Source organism: Endoryza foliicola (assembly GCF_050589245.1).
Taxonomy (GTDB): Bacteria; Bacteroidota; Bacteroidia; order Chitinophagales; family Chitinophagaceae; genus Endoryza; species Endoryza foliicola.
This window is the reverse complement of the sequence record NZ_JBOBEW010000007.1, coordinates 226,162-243,141: the sequence shown is the minus strand read 5'-3', so window position 1 is coordinate 243,141 and position 16,980 is coordinate 226,162. Positions and strand designations below refer to the sequence as shown.

Sequence of the window (16,980 nt, the reverse complement as noted above, 5' to 3'; positions counted from 1 at the left end):
ATGTCTGAACAACCAATAGACCGCCTACTCCTCGTCGAAAAAGTATTGATGTTGAAGTCCTTGAGTATTTTCAAGGACACACCCGAGCCTGTTTTGGCTGATTTAGCGCCTTTGTTATTGGAAGTGGAATTTGAAGCAGGGGTTTCTATTTTTGAAGAAGGTGCGAGGGGCGATTGTATGTATATCATCTATAAGGGTTCAGTACGAATTCACAAGGGAACTCAAGAACTGGCAGTGCTACCCGAAAAGGAGGTTTTCGGAGAGCTAAGCCTGTTGGATACCGAATCTCGGAGCGCCAGTGCTACAGCGCAAACAGACTGTATTCTATTTCGAATTGATCAAGAGCCTTTTTACGAATTAGTGGAAACCAGACCCGAAGTGATGAAAGGATTCGTAAAGATTCTCTGTCAACGACTTAGAGCACAAAATGCACGGTCTATTGGCAAGTAATCGAGAATTGACATAAATCAAATTCCCTCTTCGCATACTCAAAGTATAGTAGGAGATCGTGTATTTGAAGATTTAATGTTCAAATACGCTTAGAATCCGTATTTTAGCATATCCTAGATTCCTACGAAATACTTCTTTGTACTATTCTAACAACGCTAGTCTGTCAAACAACCAAGTCTGAGAATTCAAATCCTTTGTAAAGTCGGTCACTCGATCTCCCGATCCATTAACTAATGCTTTATGAGTTATTCTTTTAAACTGTCTTTAAAAGCAGTTCTTGCTTTTTGTGTATCATTTGTTGCATTTATAGGTAATGCTCAAACTCCCACAACTATTTCGCAGTATGTAATTTTTGGCGGCAATAGCAATTGCCCTAACGGAGTAGGACAGACGCCTTGTTCTAGTCCGGGCTGTGGCGTGTTGATCAATTCTTCTTCCGTAATCAATGGCGGTATCATAGGTTCTTACAATACCATTCGTACCTACGGATCCGTGCAATTGAATTCTTCTGTTATGGCCGGTGGATTGATCCAGTTTTCCAGCAATAACAAACTGAATGGGAATTTATATGCATCAAACCTCATTAATACCACAGGAGTATTGGTGAGTGCTAGCACATCTACCACTATAACAGGAAACTGGAATGTAAAAGGTAATACTACTGTTGGAAGTTCTTCTACTTTTACCGGTTTCATTACACATCCTTCCGGTACTACGTATACAGGACCTAATCCTACTACCGGTAACATCACAGGAACGCCAAGCTTATTGGGATTTCCTTCTTTGCCTGCTGTAACTACATTCCCGGCTGCAGGAACAACAAACATAACATCTACCAGAACCATTACACCTGGTTCCTATGGCACTTTGGCATTGTCGGGTAATAAAACACTTACATTTTCAGGCCCCGGAGTTTATGTGTTCAAATCAATCAAGAACAGTGGTGGTACTAACAATATCGTTTTTGACTTTAAGAATGCTGCCACAGGTGATATCATTATTTATGTTCATGGCGATGTGGTATTGAATAAAGTGAGTACTTCTCTTACCAACGGTGGTGCTGCATCTAGAATATTATTAGAAACGCATGGTAATGGTGTAGAATGCGACGACGATCATACTGCAGCCTTTTATATTGCAAATGGTTCTAGTTCAAACAGTGCTTCTAAATGGATTGGATCTGTTTGGGCACCTTATGCGGCCATTCGTATTGGGAACAGTAGCGGAAATACTACTATTATCGGTGCGCTTTGGAGTGCTACTCAAGTAGCTTTACAAAATGGGGTAAGTGTGGCTTTCAGCCCTTATGTGTTCTGTATTCCTCCTGTTGTCAATGCAGGGCCGAATAAAGAAATTTCATGTGAACAACCAACTGTTGTCTTACAAGGCGCTAGCTCTATTGCAGGAACATATGAATGGACAGCATTAGATGTGCCTGGTTCCATTCTCTCTGGAACCAATACCTTGAGTCCAACCGTTAACGCAGCTGGCAGATATGTGTTGAATGTAACAGTTGCGGGAGGTTGCAGTAGTTCTGATACCGTATTGGTAACGGAGAAATCTTGTATTTTACCTTATTATCCGCCACCTGCCGGAGGTAAAATTGTTAATTTGATTGGTGCTGAATTGAACTCGCTGTATGAGAATTTCGGGTTGGTTACCGATACTGCCAAAACAATTTTTATCATTAAAGGAGACAGTGTTTATATTGAAGTGGTGCCCTTGGCATCCAAGTATGGAGAATTGTTGACATTACTAAAAACTGCTCCATACGGACTGGATAAGATTATAAACGAAAATACCGGAACAACCTTAATTGGATTGTACCCTATTCGAAATTTAAGAAAGCTCGATAGTTTAACAACGCTCATCGATTATGTGCGTCCACTTTTCCCAGGAGTGGGTAAACAAGGGATCGCTACTACCGGTGGTGATGCCGTTATGAGAACCAATATTGTACGCGGTGGATACAACTTGAGTGGTGACAGCGTAAAAGTAGGGGTGATCTCCGATAGTTACAATACTTTGCCGGGTGATCCGGCTCAAACGGATGTGGCCAACGGCGATTTGCCCGGAACAGGTAACCTTGTGAATGGTGAGCCTGTTGCAGTGCTTTTAGATTATCCATTTGGGCAGCGTACCGACGAAGGAAGAGCCATGCTTCAAATTGTTCATGATATCGCTCCTAAAGCCAAGCTGGCCTTTAGAACCGGATTTATCAGTCCTTCCGATATGGCCCTTGGTATTCGTCAATTGCGAGACGCAGGTTGTGATGTGATTGTAGATGATGTAACCTTTATTACAGAACCCTTTTTCCGTGACGGAGTAGTTGCAGGAGCTGTAAATGAAGTAAGCGGTCAAGGTGTAACGTATGTTACGGCGGCCGGTAATTTTGGAAACAAGAGTTATGAAGGCGTGTTCAATGCAACAACACCTCCTTCGGGTTACAACGGTACAGCTCATAATTTTGGCGGAGGAGATATTTATCAGAACATCTCACTAACTCCAGGTACATACACTATTGTATTGCAATGGGAAGATGGGTTCTATTCGCTCGATCAAGGAACCGGCGCACAAACGGATTTGGATATTTTCTTAACCAATAACAATGGCGCTACCTTATTTGGGTTCAACCGAAACAATATTGGTGGTGACCCCGTTGAAGTACTGCCGTTTACCGTAACATCTCCTACAACCACAAATATTTTGATCACAAGAGCGAACGGCACCGGCAATGTTCGTTTCAAATACATTGTATTCAGAGGCGAGGCGGTAATCAACGAGTATCAATCAGGTGGTGCTACTATTGTAGGACATGCGAATGCAGCCGGCGCCATTACGGTTGGTGCAGTTCGATACACAAGAACCCCCGATTATGGCTATGCGAACCCCATGGCTGAATTGTTCTCTTCCTATGGCGGCGTCAACATCAACAACCAGTCAAGAAACAAACCCGATATTACTGCTCCTAACGGAGTAAATACTTCGGTAAACTTTGGAGCATTGGATGTGGAAGCCGACGGTATACCTAATTTCTTCGGTACCTCAGCGGCTGCACCACATACTGCCGGAGCGGCAGCACTAATGATTCAAGCAAAAAAACGTTATTATGGAACAGGATTCGCGCCTGATAGCATTCGTGCTTTGTTGAAAGCTACCGCTATTGATATGAATACACCCGGCTTTGATGTAATGAGTGGAAGCGGGTTGATTCAGTTAGATTCGGCTTTATCGAAATTTGCTTCAGCAAAACCGGAATTGATTCGTTTGGAAATTCCAAATGGCGCTACGCCCGGAGCTACTCCTTTAACCGTAACGGTAAAAGGAAATTATATCAGCGATAGCACAAAAGTATTGTTCAGAGGAAATCCGGTAACCACTACTATTGTGAATGATACTACTGCATTGGCACAAATTCCGGCCTTTACAGGTAACCCTACAATTCAAGCGTTTACGCCCTCTCAAACACCATCGGGCAAAGACGGAGGTATTTCAAATAGTGTCACCTTCTATGATATTGTGAAGAAGAATATTGTGATAAAGGCAGATAACAAGTCGAAAAAATACGGCGAGAAGTTACCCCAGTTTACGGCTAAAGTAACTGTTGACGGGGTGCTCATCGACTCAACTAATTTAACCTTGAAAGACCTCGGAATTGATTCCATCTATTTCCGAACAACAGCCACCAGTACGAGCAATGTTAACAATTATGTGATCATGCCGTCGCTTCGAACATTTAATCCGGAAGATCCTACCGATGCAGGTTATCTTGAATTGTATAACTATGACTCTGTGGGCGGTGTGTTACAGATCAAGAAAATGCCGCTTGTAATCAATCCGAGAGATACACAACTGGTGTACGGTCAAAAAATCGGCAACATTCAATTCAACTATCTCTATGGTGATTCTGCCATCGCTAACGACGAAAAAGCAGGCTTCCTGTCAAATTTAAAAGCCTTGCATGCAGCCAATTTGATTGATACTGCAGTAGCTTTTGTAGACGATCAAGTAGCGATCAACGGCAGGCTATTAACGGCTGCTGATATCAATTCAATGGCCGCCATTACCAGTATCAAGTCGGTTGTGAACATTAAATCCGTGGTAAATATTAAATCGGTGGTAAATGGAGTACCGGTATATGATACTACTAGACTACTCGAAATTTCGCCGAATTCAATCTTTAAATACCAGCAAGACTCTTCTTCTGCAACCTTGATCAATGGCAATGCAGTTGTGAATATCAAGTCTGTGGTAAATGGACAGGCTCTTGTAAACATTAAGTCGGTCGTAAATACTACGGCAATAGTGAACAGTAGTTCTGTATCGGATACCAGCAATGCGAATGTAATTGTGATCATAGATGAAGAGGATGTGAATACAGATCCTTCTTCTGTGATCTTGAGTCCGCTCAAAGCAATTAACATGATTACAGGCTTTACTGCCGGAACGCACTACATTGTTCCCGGAGCCTTGATTTCAGAGAACTTCGATATCAGTTATGGACTTGGAAACTTAGTGGTAACCAAGGCCAGTTTATCGATCAAAGCCAATTCGCAAACAGTGGCTTTAGGAAGCGCCGTTCAACCCTATAGTTCAATAGTGAGTGGATATCAAAGTGGTGACGATTCTTTGAAAGTGTTTGCTGCTCCGATGCAATATCAAATAAAAGCCAGCAATGGTGCCATTATCAGCACAACACCGGTACCTGCAGGAACTTATAGTATTGTACCGGTTCCAAGTTTTAAACAACCGGAGAACTATACTTCTGTAGTTGAAAATGGAACATTGGTGGTAAGCGCTGCGGCATTGAATGTTAAGGCCGACAACAAATGGATGAACCGTGGTGATGCCTTGCCTGCCTTCACTTCAACCATCACAGGCTTTGTAAGTGGAGTGAACAATACGGTGGTTTCCGGACCTACCTATAGTTTATTGCCGGCTGTATGTATCAATCCGGGTGTATATACCATTCGTCCTTCTAATCTTCTATTAGCGGCACCGGGCAACTATATCATTGGTTATACTGATGGGCTGTTGTATGTGAATCCAAAAGGATACGATGCCAATCCGGTAACCGTAGGTCTTACTTGCGTTGAAAAAGTGACCAACCACCCAAGTGGATACGGATATATTGCACATTTCTACTATAACAACTGTAATAGCACGCCGGTATATGTGCCTATTGGAACGAATAATTCTATGACTAGTACCGCTGCATTTGGAGGAACGCAACCGGTATTGTTTAATCCGGGTAGAGGAACATTCGATATCTTCTTTAACGGTACTACTGTAAAATGGACCTTGAGAACCTACGATTGCAATACGTTGGTGGCGAAATCGGTATCTGCAAGCAGTACTTCGTTGAAATGTACAGCGTCAATGATTACAACAGGAGAGGGTGCTGTTCGTTCAACAACTACTGAGGAGGTACCTGTGGTAAGTACTAAATTCAGTACCTATCCGAATCCGGTGAAGCAAACAGTAATCATCACTTTTGCCGATGCGCTTGGTGTTGAGAAGAAAGTAACAGCTGTTTACGATGTTTTAGGAAGAAAGCAAGCGATTGTTTTGGATAAGAAGACGAGTTCCAATACTTTAGCACTCGATTTGAGTGGCTTGAAATCGGGCTGGTATGTGTTGAAAATTCAAGTAGGTGATTCGGTGATGACCACCAAAGTACTGAAAGAGTAGGAGCCGACAGATCGTTTGATGAATTTATGAAACCATTATTCGTTACAACACTGCTTACGTTGACCTGTCTTTTTTCTGTGAAGGCACAGAATATTGACAGCTTAAAAACAGCAATAAATGCAATGGCGCCAGATACCAATAAGGTAATGGCGCTTTTGCAATTAAGTAAGGAGTACTTAAATATAGAGCCAAAGGATGCTATTCCATTTGCCGCTCAGGCTCGTGATTTATCATCTTCCTTATCGTTTTCAAAAGGAGCAGCATTGGCCTACAAGTATATAGGCATCGCCTATTATCAGCAAAGTCAATATATTGAAGCTTTGGAGAATTGGCGACAATCTTTGTCTTATTATGAATCACTGAAAGATCTCACTGGGATAGCTAATATTCAAAGTAATATTGGAGCCATATATCAGAACCAGGGCAACGAATCAAAGGCTTTAGAATACCTTTTCAATTCTTTACGAAACGCTGAACAAGCCGGCGATGAATTTCGAATAGCTTCTGCATTGATAAATATTGGAAGTGTATACCAACACAAAGCTGCCACCTATGATAAGGCAGTTCAATATTATCAACGTGCGCTTCCAATGAGTGAAAAATTGGAAGACAATGATCAAATTGGAACCATTGCCGGAAACATCGGTGAAATTTTTTTAGAGCGTGGTAGAACCGATTCTGCCCTTTATTATTTGAAGCGTGCCGAGAAAGCATTTGAAAACACGGTGGATATTGCCAGTGTGTTGATCAATATTGGAAGAGTATACGAAAACATAAAAAACTACTCCATCGCCCTTCAGTATTATCAAGAAGCCAATAATGCAGCGGTAAAGCTGGATTCAAAGCTTTATGAAACGCGCGCCCAAAAAAGTTTGGGTGCCGTGTATTTTGCCACAAACAATCAGAAGCAAGCATTAGTGGCATATCACCAAGCAGAAAAATTGGCGAATAGTATCAGCTCGAGTTTTGAGCTTAAAGACATCTACAAAGGGTTGGCCAATACCTATGCCCGTCAAAAGAGTTTTGAACAAGCGTATAAATATCAGAATCTGTTACTAGATATTAAGGATACGATTTACAACAAAGAATTGGACATCAAATTGTCGAATTACGAGTTCAATTTTGAAATTGAGAAAAAGCAAAGTCAAATCGATTTGTTGGAGAAAGATCGGGTATTGAAAGAGTTGGACATTCGTCGTCAAAAATTTGCGAAGTATGCATTCATGGCCGGTATTGGTTTGGTATTGATCATTACCGTCATCATTTATCGAAACTATCGAAACAAGGTAAAAGTGAATATTCTCTTGGATAGTCAGAAAGCACAAATTGAAACCTTGTTATTGAACATTTTGCCCGGGGAAGTAGCGAAGGAATTACAACAGGAGGGTCATGCTACACCGCGTTTCTATGAGAAGGTTTCTGTGTTGTTTACCGATTTCAAAGGATTCACTACAATTGCCGACTCCTTGTCGCCACAACAAGTGGTAGCTGAGTTGAACGACTTCTTCTTTGCTTTCGATGAAATAACGGAACGACATGGTATTGAAAAGATCAAAACCATTGGAGACTCGTATATGTGTGCCGGCGGTATTCCTGTAAGTTCAGAAGATCATCCGATTCGTATTGTTAGAGCGGCTCTTGAGATTCAGAAATGTATGATTGAAAAGAACCGCCAACGGGTAGCCAAAGGATTAGATGCATGGGAGATGCGAATAGGGGTTCACGTGGGACCTATTGTGGCAGGAGTGGTAGGTAAGAATAAGTACGCGTACGATATTTGGGGAACCACGGTAAACATTGCCAGTAGAATGGAAAGCAATGGTGCCCCTGGTCAGGTGAACATATCCGAGTCTACCTACGAACTAGTAAAGCATGAATTCATCTGTACGTACAGAGGTAAAATATCAGCCAAAAACATCGGCGAAATTGATATGTATTTTGTTTCCGGAACTAGGGACGGGTCTTCGTTGTCATAATTCCAATCATCATTATTAAGGCGCAAAGCAAAATTACTTGAATGATCAATGATTGATTCATAATCGGTATCGCTTGGGCAGGAGTAATTGATACAAATAGCAAAACAGTGATCAGTCCTCTTGGGGCAATAAATGCCAAAGGATGCAGAGGAAGTTTCGAAATCTTAAGTTGGATAACCCTGATCACCAGAATAGCTGCTACTATCGCAACTGCCCAGCCAATGGTTGCTGTGTTGAGAACTTCTTCTGCTTTTATTAAATAGCCAAAGACAAGGAAAAACAAGGAGCGAATCAAAAAAGTGAATTCAATGGTAATCTCATGGAATTTGTGAACCTCCTTTTCTAAATTATCCGGATCGAATTTATTGATAAAGGAGTAGCGCTTCAATTCATCCAAATTTCCCAGGAACAATCCGAATATCAGTATGAAGATCAACGCCGGTAAATGGTAGGCTTTCGCGATGGTATAAATTAAAATCACCATAAATATAATAGGCAGGAACTTAATATGGTGATTAATGCGCTTGAAAAGAAATGCCAATAATAATGTAGCGATCAAGGAGATGACAACGATCGCAATCAGTTGCAAAAAGAATTCTCCTACCGAAGCTGCGTTGATCATTTCATTCAAGGCAAAAAAATTGAATATGATCACGCCAATAATGTCTGATAAACTACTTTCAAATGTGATGAATTCTTTCGCTTGTTTTGAAAGATTGCGAACGGTTGGAATGGCAATAGCGCTGCTGATAATGCAAAGCGGCAGGGCATTGGTAATACAATCTTTTAGCGGATAACCGGAGTACAAATGAAATGCATAAGCAATTCCACCTCCTAATAAAATAATGGGAATCAAGCTGCCCCAAATAGATTTTCTTACTATACTAAGCTTCTCTTTGTTAAGTTGCAATTCAAGCGCGCCTTCCATCACAATTAAGATCAATCCAACGGTGCCAAGTAAAGGGAGTGTGTCTGAAAGATCAGGGACAGTTATATTCAGAAATTTGGTCAACTCTTTTAAACCATATCCAACAAGTAGTAATAATATGACTGTTGGAATTTTTGTTTTAGGAGCCGTAATGTCAAATAGGTAGGCAACTAAAACGAGACAGCAAAAAGTAATGATAATGGCACTGGTCACAAATAAAAGAGTTGGTTGGCCCTAAAAGTACAAAAATCAAGCCGAGCGGTATCTACATTTCTTAGTTCTTAATGAAAACAGGGCCTAACTGAATTCGGTATTCTGAATCTGTTAATCGATAGGGAATTCCATCTGGCCATTTTTTCAGATAGATGTGAAACTGTTTACCTAGAGGGTCAGACTCTTGATAAACCAGCCATTTGCCGTCTTCACTCCAACTGTGCCATCCTACTGAATTTGTCGTAATGAAGAGTTGCTTTTCTGCCGTTCCATCGGGGCTGATACGGTATATTTTAGTAAGATCTTTTTGTTGACTTACATAACTGATAAATTCACCCGATGGATGCCATTTAGGAGCACCAACTGTAAAGCCTTCCTTTATTTTGGCTTTGGTACTGGTATCGTGGAAGGTTAACTGTTGAATTTTTTTAGTAGAAAGATCATAGCGATACAATTCCGTTTCGGAATAAGGCGAAGGCTTTGCCTTTCTCCCAACAAATGCAAGAGCGTTTTTAGATGGTGACAAGGTTGGTTCCGTTACATGCATTCCGGGTAAAACAAGCCATTCGCGGTATTTTCCGGTTTTAATATTCATCGCTACTAAGACGGATCTTTGAATGTTAGTGGGACGAGTGGCAACTAACAATGTATCTGGCGATAGTTGGCAAATAGGGCCATCGTAGATTTCTAAGGGAGAAATTAGACGTGACTGCAAATTGTTTTTGTTCCATTCAAACAATTGGAAAACGCCTTTCGTATGTTGAAAGTCACTAGCATAGAAAATACATGAATCATTGCTAGCATATGCAAAAGCCATGTCCTTGTTTTGAAGGATCGTACGATTGTTTTGACCATCCATACTTACCAAACGAATGTCCCAATTTGAACCAGTGCTATCGGGTTGAAAAACCGTGTACACTATTTGATAAGGAAGTTTATAAGATTGGGCCCCCGCAAAAAAATGCGCCAAAAATAGTACTGAAAATAGGGCTAGAATCGACTTCCTTCTCATACATCAATATACGAGGGGTAAATTCAAATAGATGGTATTAGAGTTGCATCGCCCATTTGATCCAATCTACGGTTCCGGCGGGTACGCGATTTTTGGGTTGAATTCCGCCAGCATCAATGGGTGCTGTGTCGGTCCAATTCGACTTTGTAATAGGTATGTGTACCGAAAACTTTGAGTAGGGCAAATCAGTACCATTACTCATGCCTTCATAGTCCATCATCCCAAAAGTATTGGTGCCCGCAATGATCGTTTTCTTGCTTTGTTTCGAAAGTTGTAAAAAGTACTCTGTGGAACTTCCGCAAAACTCATCAACAAGTAATATTACTTTCTTAATAGTATTGGCCGGTTGATCATTGGGGAAGAAGGCTCCGGGTATTTGATAGAAACCGGATTGCATTTTTTGAAGCGTATCAAAAGCAATTTGGTACTGACGAAGGATCGACTCGGGAAAGTATTTCTTGTACTCATCAGGAACCGGACCTTTGGCGAAGGGTTCAATTTCCGGGAGTTTTTTGGCTAGGTTCGACTTCGTTATTCTTAAAGATGCCAAAGGTTGATAGATATCAGATGTTTGAATATAAGGCAGAATGCTAACCCACCCGGTACTGCCCCCGCTATTTCCTCTCAGATCGATAATGAGTTTTTCTGATTTGCGAATTGCGGCGTCGTTTTCAGCCGCCACTTGAGCTATCTTTGCATCAGTATTGGAGAAAGTGCCAATTTTAAAATACCCGGTTTGTGCATTCAACTGTTCGAAGTAAACCGGCTTATCGAATCCTTTCCATTGCGCAAAGTCCTTCTTTTCTTTTTTTGTCAACAAGGTTGAATCGGCTCTCGCCCAGCAATTGAAATCCCAGAACTGCAATAAATTGCCATATAGCTTTACAGGCGTTGAAGTACTGGTTCTATTGTTGTAGTCGAGTGCATACCATTTTCCATTCTTGGCAAACAACGTGAAGTAGACGAATCCTGCGGGATATGCATCAGCCGTTCCTTCTAGTTTGTAGCCGATGTAGTTGTTTCCTTTTTTCTCAATACCAATGGTTAGATTTTTATCGGGGTTGACCCAAGTGCCTTCAAATCCTTTTTTTAAGGAAGCTTGTTGGAAATAGGTATTCGACTTTGGGTGAACTACCACGCTATCAATATCGGTTACATCGTAATAAGTAATGTAAAAATGTTTGTCTTTGAAGAACTGAACGTAGGCTGCAAGTATATCGAAGCAAGTTTTATAGCGAGCGACCGCTTTCGATTTTACAAGAAGTGTTTGTTTTAAGTTCGTGTAACCGGCTTTGTTGACAGCAGTTTTAGAAGGGAAACCTGCGTAATTGGTTTCAGTTTCTTTGATCAGTGCGGTTAAATTTTCATAGCAATCGCAAGTTTGAGCCCTTAAAACTAATGCGGCAAAAAGTGCAATGAAAAGAAAGGTTAGTTTTTTTAAAGCAGCAATCATAAAAAAAGGTTTGTTCGGTATGAAAATATACGAACAAACCTTTCTTATTGTTACACTTAGTTGATAAAACTATTCAAATTAATTATTTTTTAAGGTGTAGTGCTATTGAAATAAAGGATCTCAAACGTTTCATGACATACCAGTTAATGAGCGATGAAGCTTTATAAAAGTGTACTCTTTTATCCAAGCGACTCCTCCGACCGATGTTTTGAGTGGGTCCCACGAGGTCCCTGAGCGCTCCGAAGGAGCAGTCGAAGGGTCGAAGTGGGGGCCACGAAAAATATCGAATGTTTAAGAAAAAAATGAGGGGTCATTCCGAACGACTGAGTTTGCAAAGCAAACGAAGGAGAGAGGAACCTCGGAACGGGTTTTGTGGAAAGAATCTGATTTCGAGGCATTGACGCTTCATGCTATTAGTTGCTAGGTTATTGAGTAATTTAGTTGTTTAGTTTTAAAGTTGCTTCACCATTGACTCATGGCGCTCTTGTTCGCGCAAGAATGCAAAAGCACAAGTTACAGCCAGTATCTTGTTCAAAGCCCCAAACTCAAAAACTAAACAACTCAAAAACTCACCAACGAGTTTAGTGAAAAAAAACTGCTTCAAAAGCGCCTCTTCCATAATAACGCGTTTTGAGGTCCCTCTCTCGCTGCGACTGCTTCGCAGCCTCGCTCGTTCGGGATGACACGATTTTTTTAATAACAACCCAGATTTCTCGCATCCTTCTTCAGGCCTGTGGCCTTGCGAAGCATGCTCGAAATGGCTTCGAACATAGTTTTTGGCAGAGATGGACGAATGGTACTTTAAAATGAAATCATTTTAACTATAAAAGAAGTATGCAACAAATCAAATGTAGGATAAAGCAATCTTGCTTATTGATACCACCGGTTTTTCTTGATTAGCCAATAGCAAAACCTGTTATTTTTTAATAACACGCTCGGCCACTCCTTCAAACGTTATTTTAACAGGCTTAATAAGTCCATTTTCATCGAATTCCATTTTTTCCATACAGGTTTCTCTAGAATTGCCGTCTTTTTCAGTGAGGGGTCTTCTGTGATACACAATGTACCATTCATCGGTATTTGGAATATTGATCACTGAATGATGTCCTGCGCCGGTGGCTACTTTGGGATCTTGTTGCAAAATCTTCCCAATTCTTTTAAAAGGGCCAAAAGGAGAGTCTGCTACAGCATAAGCTACACTGTAATCGGGACCGGTCCAACCGCCTTCCGACCACATAAAATAATACTTCCCATTACGCATGAACATAAAAGGACCTTCTACATAGCCTTCGGGAGTAATTTCCTTAAACAGGGTGTCTTTACTAAACGGAATAATAGATTTGAAATCGGGGGCTAATTTGCCAATATTGCAGTGACGCCAACCTCCATAAATAATGTAATAGCTTCCATCTTTATCACGAAATACAAATTGATCGATGGGTTGCGCACCATTGTAGAATTTATCGATCAGTGGTTTGCCTAAGTAGTCTTTATAAGGTCCTTCCGGTTTGTTTGATACCGCAATGCCAATGCCTCCTTTCTCTTGGTCACTTTGAATGTCGTTGGCGCTGAAAAATAGAAAATACTGCTTTTCTTTCTGCACAATGGCCGGTGCCCACATAGCTCTCCATGCCCATTTTATAGCTGCTGTGTCTACAATGTGTTCGTGTTTTTTCCAAGTCACTAGGTCTTTCGAGCTGAAGGCGTCTAAAAATACTTGCTTTGTATAAGGGGCTGAAAAAGTAGGAAAAATATAATACTGCTGGTTGAAAATAGCTGCTTCAGGGTCGGCATACCAACCGGGGAATAAAGGGTTGCCCGATTTTTTCTGAGCGAATGCTGCAATCGAGAGAGTTGTAAACGCGAGCGCAAATAACAGTTTTTTCATGAGCAACTAGTTAAGTTTTTAGTGTTGAGTTTAAAGTTCTTAGTTAAAAGTATCGAGTTTAGTTCATATTTAAAATCACATACTATTTATTCGATCTCAGGGTGTTTAAGAAGTATAAAAATTAGAGCGTTGCAATTTCGGCTGCAATATTCGATCTGGCCTGCTTTTCAAATTTGTCATAGAAATAAGAAGTGTGATAAATGCGTGGCTTTTCGAGAAACGCTTGTAACACTTTTTTGCGTCCCGGTTTGTATAGAAAATCGGGATACAGGGCATATTCTTTTCTGACAGCATGTTTGTAACGGATGTAAATGGATGCTTCTGCACCGAGAATGGCCATATCGGCATCTGTAAATAAGTTGATGCTTTCGTCATGGCTGTAGTCGTGCGTTTTTGTTTTTCTAATGGCGCTATCTATCCATTCAAGATGTGCTGATGCTACCGCATATCTTTTCAAAAAAGCAATGGCTGCTTCGGCACTTAATTCTTCGTTGTGATTCCCGGGAACTTTATAAATGTAATCATGAAATGCTAGAGCGAATAAAAGTGCTTCTTTACTTTTGAAATTAGTAAGCACAGGAACCAGCTGTTGGTAGCAAGCTTCTAAATGTTGAAAGGTATGATAATGTCTTTTCTTACTGACGTATTCTTTTTCTAGAAGGGCCCATACATGATCAGGCGGATCAATCTGCCAACTTTCTGCAGCATCTATCAATGCCTCTTTGAAATGCATTTCAAACATTAAGGAATGATTTCAATTTTATGTCCCATAGATTGCAGCGTTTCTTCAATTAAATAGTAAGGGATTTCGTGATGGGCAATTCGCAATACACAATCGATATCTGCTAAGTCGAAATTGATTTGTGCACCGGGAATTCTTTTTTCAAGAATACCAACTATTAGTGCTGCATCTGAATGAAGACGTACTGTAGTTTTAAATATTTCAATGGTAAGGTTGTCGGTCATAATACGAAGTTATGATATTGTAATATCCATTGTACACCATAGGGGTCAGTAAAACTTCCCACACAAGTTTGTTCATCGGGTGAGTGGGGAGGAGCGTGCTGGGTTCCATGTTTAGACATAGATTGGTAACGTTCTAGTAACTCCGCTTTTGATTGAAAAGAAAGTAGCAAACTGATATTTGTTCCTTTGATGTAGATCTTTTCATCGAGTAAGTCGGTTCCAAAGATTGTCCAAGTATCAAGGACTAGTTTCCCTTGAACTACTTTTTCTCTGAATTGATCTGGAAACTGGCTTGATTCTTTCTGATCAGCTAATACTTGAATGCTCAAGCTTCCTCCCAATTCAGCATGATAGAACTGCAATGCTTCCTTGCAATTGCCGTTGAAATTTAAGTATACTTGAAGGCCATTCATCCGGCTGCTTCTTCCAATTCTTTCAAATCAAATTTTCGCATTTTCATGAAAGCTTTGGCAACTTTCCCGGCATTTGGACCGGTCATCCATTCACCCAATTTTGAAGGAACTACTTGCCAACTCAAGCCAAACTTATCTTTTAGCCATCCACAATTCGATGGCTTTCCGCCTTCTACTAATTTGTTCCAATAGTAATCGATCTCCTCTTGAGTGTCACATGTAATAACGAGGGATACACATTCACTCAAGGTGAAATAGGGGCCTCCGTTTAAGATGAGTAATTCATAACCCGAGATCTTCATTTTTGCCGTCATCAATGTTCCTTCCGGTAAGTGCATTCCTGCTCCGTAATAACTTTTTTGTTCAATGAGTGTTTCAGGAAAAACTTCGCAATAAAAATCTGCGGCTTCTGCACCATTTTGATTGAACCAAAGGCATGGATAAATGTGTGGTGATTTGAATTTCATGGCTATACTATATTAATGAGATTCAATATATGTTTTAAAGGAGTTGAGAATGGCCTGCCATCCTGCCTCTTGCATTTCAACGGGGTTTATTGTTTCCGGATCGAAAGTCTCAGTAATAAATGTTTCGTCTCCGGTTTCATCAAAACTTACGGAACAGGTTCTTCCATCTTCCATCGTATAAGCAAACATTTCATTGGGAACTACTTTCGTATAGGTGCCTCCGAAATCAAATGAGAAAGACCCGTCCTTTGCAGCCATGGTGGTTGAAAACTTACCGCCTTCTCTGAGATCATTACTGGCTTTTGGAGCGTGCCAATCGGCACTAGCCTGACACCATTGAGTGATGTGTTCCGGCAAAGAAAAATAGTCCCAGGCTTTCTTTAACGGGGCGTTTACAAGTACGCTAACTGTAATTGGAGTTGACATATTTTGAAAATTAATGTTCTAATTTAATGCAAACCTAGCCGAAAAAATTTGAACAATATATGTGTGGAAACGACAAAGGAAGGGTGGTTTGCGACAGAATTTGTACATTTATTGATGATAAAAATTGCCATTTTAGTTCCGGAGAGTTGCGTAATGCAAGCAATTGCAGACCCACGCTACCTTTTCAGCGCCGTGAATCAATTCTTACAAGCTCAAGGCAGAGATGCCATTTTTGATGTGAAGTTAGTAGGTGCAGCTCCTCAAGTGGCACTTCAGTTTGGTTCATTTATCGTACAAACCGAAAAGTTATTATCAGATTCTGCTACGTACGATTTGGTAATCATTCCGGCGCTTTTTGGAAACATGCGCGAAGCCATTAAGTTGAATGAAAGAATGGTGCCTTGGATCCAGGCACAACATGAAAAAGGCTCTTCTGTGGCTTCTTTGTGCGTTGGAGCGTTTTTACTAGGAGCCACCGGATTATTGAATGGAAAAAAATGCTCCACCCATTGGGGCTTCTACCAAGAATTTAGAGAGTTGTACCCCGAAGTAACTATTGTAGATGGATCCATTATTACGGAAGAGGGATCTGTTTATTCGAGCGGCGGCGCAAATTCCTATTGGAATCTTTTGTTGTATTTGGTAGAGAAGTATGTGGGTAGAGATTTGGCCATTCTCGCTTCTAAATATTTCGCAATCGACATTGATCGCGACAGTCAAGCTGCTTTCGCTTTGTTTCAAGGCCAGAAAGATCATGGTGATGCTGCGGTATTAGAAGCACAACAAATTATTGAGAAAAATGTAGGAGAAAAATTAAGTGTTGATGAATTAGCCGATAAAGTAGCCATCGGAAGAAGAAGTTTTGAAAGAAGGTTTAAGGCTGCTACCAATAATTCGGTGTTGGAATACATGCAACGCGTGCGAATAGAATCGGCGAAACGACAATTTGAATCTTCGCGAAAGAACATTAATGAAGTAATGTATGAAGTAGGCTATACCGATACCAAGGCTTTTCGAACTACCTTCAAAAAAATAACCGGACTAACGCCGGTTGAATATCGAAACAAGTATGCACAAGCATAAAAAAAGCGGTGAAT

General features: G+C 40.8%; 14 protein-coding genes. 4 read left to right on the top strand and 10 right to left on the bottom strand.

What is annotated here, in order from left to right; all coding sequences use genetic code 11:
• The 3 genes from ACQ2HE_RS16505 (at position 1) to ACQ2HE_RS16495 (ending at position 8,117) form a co-directional block, all read left to right on the top strand.
• The gene (locus ACQ2HE_RS16505) at positions 1 to 450 is read left to right on the top strand and encodes a cyclic nucleotide-binding domain-containing protein (RefSeq protein WP_430896626.1); all 450 of its coding nucleotides are present in this window, start codon (positions 1 to 3) and stop codon (positions 448 to 450) included.
• 240 nt (positions 451 to 690) lie between these two features.
• A complete protein-coding gene (locus ACQ2HE_RS16500; protein ID WP_430896628.1) occupies positions 691 to 6,141 on the top strand; it encodes an MBG domain-containing protein in 5,451 nt (1,816 codons plus the stop codon).
• Between the two features lie 26 nt (positions 6,142 to 6,167).
• Entirely contained in the window at positions 6,168 to 8,117 is a 1,950-nt protein-coding gene (locus ACQ2HE_RS16495; protein WP_430896630.1) for an adenylate/guanylate cyclase domain-containing protein, read from the top strand.
• Here ACQ2HE_RS16495 and ACQ2HE_RS16490 read toward each other — a convergent pair.
• From ACQ2HE_RS16490 to ACQ2HE_RS16445, 10 genes are all read right to left on the bottom strand, one after another.
• A complete protein-coding gene (locus tag ACQ2HE_RS16490; RefSeq protein ID WP_430896632.1) occupies positions 8,092 to 9,258 on the bottom strand; it encodes a cation:proton antiporter in 1,167 nt (388 codons plus the stop codon). The genes ACQ2HE_RS16495 and ACQ2HE_RS16490 overlap by 26 nt on opposite strands.
• 61 nt (positions 9,259 to 9,319) lie before the next feature.
• Entirely contained in the window at positions 9,320 to 10,270 is a 951-nt protein-coding gene (locus ACQ2HE_RS16485; protein ID WP_430896634.1) for a TolB family protein, read from the bottom strand.
• Positions 10,271 to 10,307: 37 nt separating this feature from the next.
• Positions 10,308 to 11,723: a S41 family peptidase gene (locus ACQ2HE_RS16480; protein WP_430896636.1), complete on the bottom strand. Its 1,416-nt coding sequence runs from the start codon at positions 11,721 to 11,723 to the stop codon at positions 10,308 to 10,310.
• Between the two features lie 451 nt (positions 11,724 to 12,174).
• Positions 12,175 to 12,342 (bottom strand): hypothetical protein, encoded by a 168-nt coding sequence (locus ACQ2HE_RS16475; RefSeq protein WP_430896638.1) that lies wholly within the window; start codon positions 12,340 to 12,342, stop codon positions 12,175 to 12,177.
• Between the two features lie 297 nt (positions 12,343 to 12,639).
• Entirely contained in the window at positions 12,640 to 13,611 is a 972-nt protein-coding gene (locus tag ACQ2HE_RS16470; RefSeq protein ID WP_430896640.1) for a glycoside hydrolase family 43 protein, read from the bottom strand.
• Positions 13,612 to 13,732: 121 nt separating this feature from the next.
• A complete protein-coding gene (locus ACQ2HE_RS16465) occupies positions 13,733 to 14,353 on the bottom strand; it encodes an HD domain-containing protein (RefSeq protein ID WP_430896642.1) in 621 nt (206 codons plus the stop codon).
• On the bottom strand, positions 14,353 to 14,577 hold the full coding sequence (locus ACQ2HE_RS16460; protein ID WP_430896644.1) for a hypothetical protein: 225 nt from the start codon (positions 14,575 to 14,577) through the stop codon (positions 14,353 to 14,355). The genes ACQ2HE_RS16465 and ACQ2HE_RS16460 overlap by 1 nt, the downstream gene beginning before the upstream one ends.
• Positions 14,574 to 14,990, bottom strand: a complete 417-nt coding sequence (locus tag ACQ2HE_RS16455; RefSeq protein WP_430896646.1) for a VOC family protein — start codon at positions 14,988 to 14,990, stop codon at positions 14,574 to 14,576. Before ACQ2HE_RS16455 ends, ACQ2HE_RS16460 begins: the two co-directional genes overlap by 4 nt.
• On the bottom strand, positions 14,987 to 15,457 hold the full coding sequence (locus ACQ2HE_RS16450; RefSeq protein WP_430896648.1) for a VOC family protein: 471 nt from the start codon (positions 15,455 to 15,457) through the stop codon (positions 14,987 to 14,989). The genes ACQ2HE_RS16455 and ACQ2HE_RS16450 overlap by 4 nt, the downstream gene beginning before the upstream one ends.
• A gap of 12 nt (positions 15,458 to 15,469) precedes the next feature.
• Positions 15,470 to 15,883, bottom strand: coding sequence for an SRPBCC family protein (locus tag ACQ2HE_RS16445; protein WP_430896650.1), 414 nt, complete (start codon positions 15,881 to 15,883; stop codon positions 15,470 to 15,472).
• A gap of 63 nt (positions 15,884 to 15,946) precedes the next feature.
• On the opposite strand from ACQ2HE_RS16445, the gene ACQ2HE_RS16440 reads away from it, so the two are divergent.
• Positions 15,947 to 16,966 carry a GlxA family transcriptional regulator gene (locus tag ACQ2HE_RS16440; protein ID WP_430896652.1) on the top strand — a complete coding sequence of 340 codons (1,020 nt, stop codon included), beginning with the start codon at positions 15,947 to 15,949 and terminating at the stop codon, positions 16,964 to 16,966.
• Positions 16,967 to 16,980 lie beyond the last annotated feature (14 nt).